Raw genomic sequence first — 3,640 nt, forward strand, 5'->3', positions numbered from 1 at the left:
CCGCCCGCAAGGCCGCGTCCGCCGCCCGCAGCCGGCCCGCGGACGCGGCCTTGCGGGCGGGATCGGATTTCACGATCTCGGCCTTCTCGGTCTTGTCCTTCTCGGTCTTGGCCTTCGCGTCGGCCTTGGTCTCGACCTTGGCTTCGGGCTTCGCCGTCGCAGGCAGCGACACGAATCGGGCCGGCTGCTCCGTCTTGGCCCGGACCGTCTCGCTGCGGCTCGGCGGCAGCGGAACCGTGACTTTGGCGGGAGCGACGGCCGCCGCCGTGCGGGACGCGGGCGGAACCGTGGGGGCGGGCTCGATCGGCAGGGGCGAGCGGGCGGGGGGCGGCGGCGACGCCGCGACCTGCACCGGCGCTGCGACCGGTTCCTTGACCGCGACCGGTGCCGGGGACGGAGCCGGCGGCGCGGGTTCGGCGGTCGGGACGGCCGGGAGGCTCGCCCGGCGCGGCTCCGGCAGCGCTCCGGCCGTGGCCAAGGCCAGCGCCGGGACGCCGTCCTTCAGATCGGGCCATTGCGAGGCGACGGGTGCGATCCGGGCCGGTCGGGTCCGGGGATCGGCGAGATCGGAGAAGAACGAGAACGCCCCGACGGCGAAGGCGAGAAGGGCGACGCCCCCGCCCGCGACGCCCGCGACGACGGGCAGCCGGAAGCGGGCCTGAGCCCTCGCCTCGGACGGGCGGGTTTCGGACGGATGAATCGCCACCGACATGCGGTCGGCCTCTTGCACGTTGTACCCCTGCAACAACACGGCCTCGGCAATGCGGCGGCAAGATGTCCGGCGGGGCCTGAACAGAATTCGGGCGCCGTCCATCCACATGATTCTAGCGGAATCTGCGGGGCGGCCGAACCTGACCGGAAGGCGCCTGCCGCGGACAAGTCTCGCCCCGATCTGTTCTCGCGAACGACCTTAACGAAGGCGGTTTAACGGAGCGTGTAGCCGGGCCGGCGCCGCGCGCAGTTTTCCGCGGCCGGAGATCGGAGGCCACCGATCATAAGAGAAACATCAGTGGGCCGTGCGACGCTGCGGCCTGGACCCGGCATGGACATTCGTCCGGGGATCGGCCACGGTGCCGTCCGTGCCGAAAGAGTAGAGATCTGAGACTTTTATCCGATGTCGGCTTGCCGAATTGTCCCGGGCCTGACGGGTCCGCGGCGCCCTCGGCGGACGGTGGTCTGACCGACCGCGAGGGCCCGTGCCGATACCCGCCGCGACGCAACCCGATCTGTCGCCGATGACGGCGCACCCGACGGCCGATCCCAACTCCGACGAGGCGCAGGATCGGGCCAGCGGCGCGGCCGTGCCGTTCTGGGCCGGCTGGTCGACCCGCACCCGCCTGATCCTGGTCGTTCTCGCCATCGACCTCTTCGCCGCCCTGGTTTCCTGCGGCGTGATCGTGCTGACCGCGCGCCAAGCCGTGCAGGTCGAGATGGCGGCCAGCCTCGCGACCGTCGAGCCGTTGGTGGCCGACACCATCCGCTCCCTGCGCAGCCCGAGCCCGGAGAGCGTGCTCCACACCCTCGACCTGCGCTTCCAGGCCCTGCGCCACGTGCGCGTGGCCATCCTCGACGCGGACGGGCGGCGCGTCGGCTTCGGCCCCTCCGAGCAGGGGCGCGAACAGCGCAGGGCGCCGCGCTGGTTCGTCCGGCTGATCGCCCCCGAGCCGCGTCAGCACGATCTGCCCATCCTCGTGCGGGGCGAGCGGATCGGCACCGCCGCAATCACGACCCAGCCCCTCGACGAGATCGAGGAGGTCTGGGGCTATGCCCGCTCGCTGTCGCTGGCCAGCCTGATCCTGAACCTCGCGGTCCTGGCCGCGCTCTACCTCGCGCTCGGGCGCATCCTGCGGCCGCTCGGCCGCCTCGCCGAGGGGCTGACGCGGCTGGAGCGGCACGACTACACCGCTCATCTCGATCCCCCCGCCTCCCGCGAGCTGTCGGTGATCGCCGAGCGCTTCAACCGCGTGGCTGGGGCCCTCGCCGAGGCGCGGGCCGCCAACGGCCGCCTCAACCGCCAGCTCCTGACGGCCCAGGACGACGAGCGCGCCCGCATCGCCCTCGAACTGCACGACGAGTTCGGCCCTTGCCTGTTCGCACTGGAGGCGAACGCGGCCTCCGTGGCGCGGCTCGCCGCCAGCCCCGGCGAGATCGACCGCGGCCGGCTCGCCGCGCGGGCCGGCGACATCGGCAGCATCGTCGGCCAAGTGCAGGTCCTCAACCGCGACCTCCTCAACCGCCTGCGTCCGCACGGGCTCGGCGAGGTGCCGCTCGCCGACTGCCTCAGCCTGCTCCTGCGCGATTTCCAGCGGCGTCATCCCGAGACCGTCTTCGAGGGCGCGTTCGAGGGGCTGGCCCGCGGCTACGGCGACATCGTCGATCTCACCGTCTTCCGCTGCATCCAGGAGAGCAGCACCAACGCCGTGCGCCACGGCGGCGCCCGCCACGTCCGGGCCCGCGTGGCCGAGGAGACCGACGCGGCCGGCGTGACGACCCTGCGGCTGAGCGTCGAGGACGACGGCACCGGCATCGCACCGGGCCACCGCGTCGGCCTCGGCCTGTCGGGGATGCGCGAGCGGGTCGAGGCGCTCGGCGGCCATCTCGGCCTCGCCGCGTCGTCCCTTGACAACGACACCTCCGGAACCGTTGTCCGGATCACCCTTCCGATCGAACCCGAGCGCGACGGCAGCGAGGTTCCGCCTCCGCCCGCCGCGCCGCAACTCAAGTGATGCGTGTAAGATGAACGCGCCGGTCAGCAGTCCCGTGATGAAAGCGGCGTCGGGCAAGGGCGGCCCCGTCCCCGTCCTGGTCATCGACGATCACCCCATCGTCCTGCAGGGCTGTCGCCGCGTGCTGGAGGATGCCGGGATCGAGACCGTGGTGGAGGCGACCGGCGTCGTCTCCGGCTACCGCGCCTTCCACCGCCTGCGCCCGCCGGTGGTGATCTGCGACCTGACCTTCCAGGGCAGCGGGCTCGCCGGCCTCGCCCTGATCCGGCGCATGCGCGCCGTCGAGCCCGAGACCCGCGTCCTCGTCTTCTCGATGCACAACGATCCGGTCATCGTCTCGCGGGCGCTGGAGGCGGGCGCCCTCGGCTACGTGCTCAAGGACCACGCCTCGAACGAGCTGTTCCAGGCGTTCGAGCGGGTGCGCGCGGGCGAGGTCTATCTCGACCGGCGGCTCGCCACCGAGGTCGCCATGCTGCGCGCCGACCCGCGCCGCACCCCGGAGACCCAGCTGACGCCGCGCGAGCAGCAGATCCTCGCCCGCCTCGCGCAGGGCAAGTCCTACGGCGCCATCGCCGCCGACCTCTCGGTCAGCTACAAGACAGTCACCAACGCCTGCTCGCAGATGCGCCAGAAGCTGCGGGTGCGCACGCTCGCCGAGCTGATCCACGTGGCGGTGACCCAGGCGCAGCGGCAGGGCTGATCCTTTCCCGGAACGACGGAGTTCAATATTGGCCGATACCGTCTCCGCCGGGCGCTTCTCGCAGGAGGCGTGGCAGCGCAACCGCGCGGCCTACGAGACCATCCGGACGATGCCGTTCAACGCCGAACTGGCGGACGGCTCCCTGAGTCCGGAACGCTTCCGCCGCTACATCGTGCAGGACGCCCACTACCTCATCGGCTTCGGCCGGGCGCTG

The 3,640-nt window shown here is 72.2% G+C and carries 4 protein-coding genes; 3 read left to right on the top strand and 1 reads right to left on the bottom strand.

Features of this window, described 5'->3' with window-relative positions:
* Positions 1-712, bottom strand: a 712-nt coding sequence (locus MFF42_RS15480; RefSeq protein ID WP_238256539.1) for a hypothetical protein, incomplete at its 3' end; no start/stop codon positions are given.
* Positions 713-1,196: 484 nt separating this feature from the next.
* Here MFF42_RS15480 and MFF42_RS15485 point away from each other — a divergent pair.
* The 3 genes from MFF42_RS15485 to MFF42_RS15495 form a co-directional block, all read left to right on the top strand.
* Positions 1,197-2,726, top strand: coding sequence for an ATP-binding protein (locus tag MFF42_RS15485; RefSeq protein WP_238256540.1), 1,530 nt, complete (start codon positions 1,197-1,199; stop codon positions 2,724-2,726).
* Positions 2,727-2,736: 10 nt separating this feature from the next.
* Positions 2,737-3,426: a response regulator transcription factor gene (locus MFF42_RS15490; RefSeq protein WP_238256541.1), complete on the top strand. Its 690-nt coding sequence runs from the start codon at positions 2,737-2,739 to the stop codon at positions 3,424-3,426.
* 28 nt (positions 3,427-3,454) lie between these two features.
* A partial coding sequence (locus tag MFF42_RS15495; protein WP_507763112.1) for a thiaminase II/PqqC family protein occupies positions 3,455-3,640 on the top strand: 186 nt, incomplete at its 3' end.

Origin of the sequence: Methylorubrum podarium (assembly GCF_022179745.1) — a bacterium.
Taxonomy (GTDB): domain Bacteria; phylum Pseudomonadota; class Alphaproteobacteria; order Rhizobiales; family Beijerinckiaceae; genus Methylobacterium; species Methylobacterium podarium.

Bases quoted from the DNA above. Each gene is read 5' to 3' on its own strand.
- MFF42_RS15490 (WP_238256541.1), top strand. From the start codon at position 2,737: ATGAACGCGCCGGTCAGCAGTCCCGTGATGAAAGCGGCGTCGGGCAAG.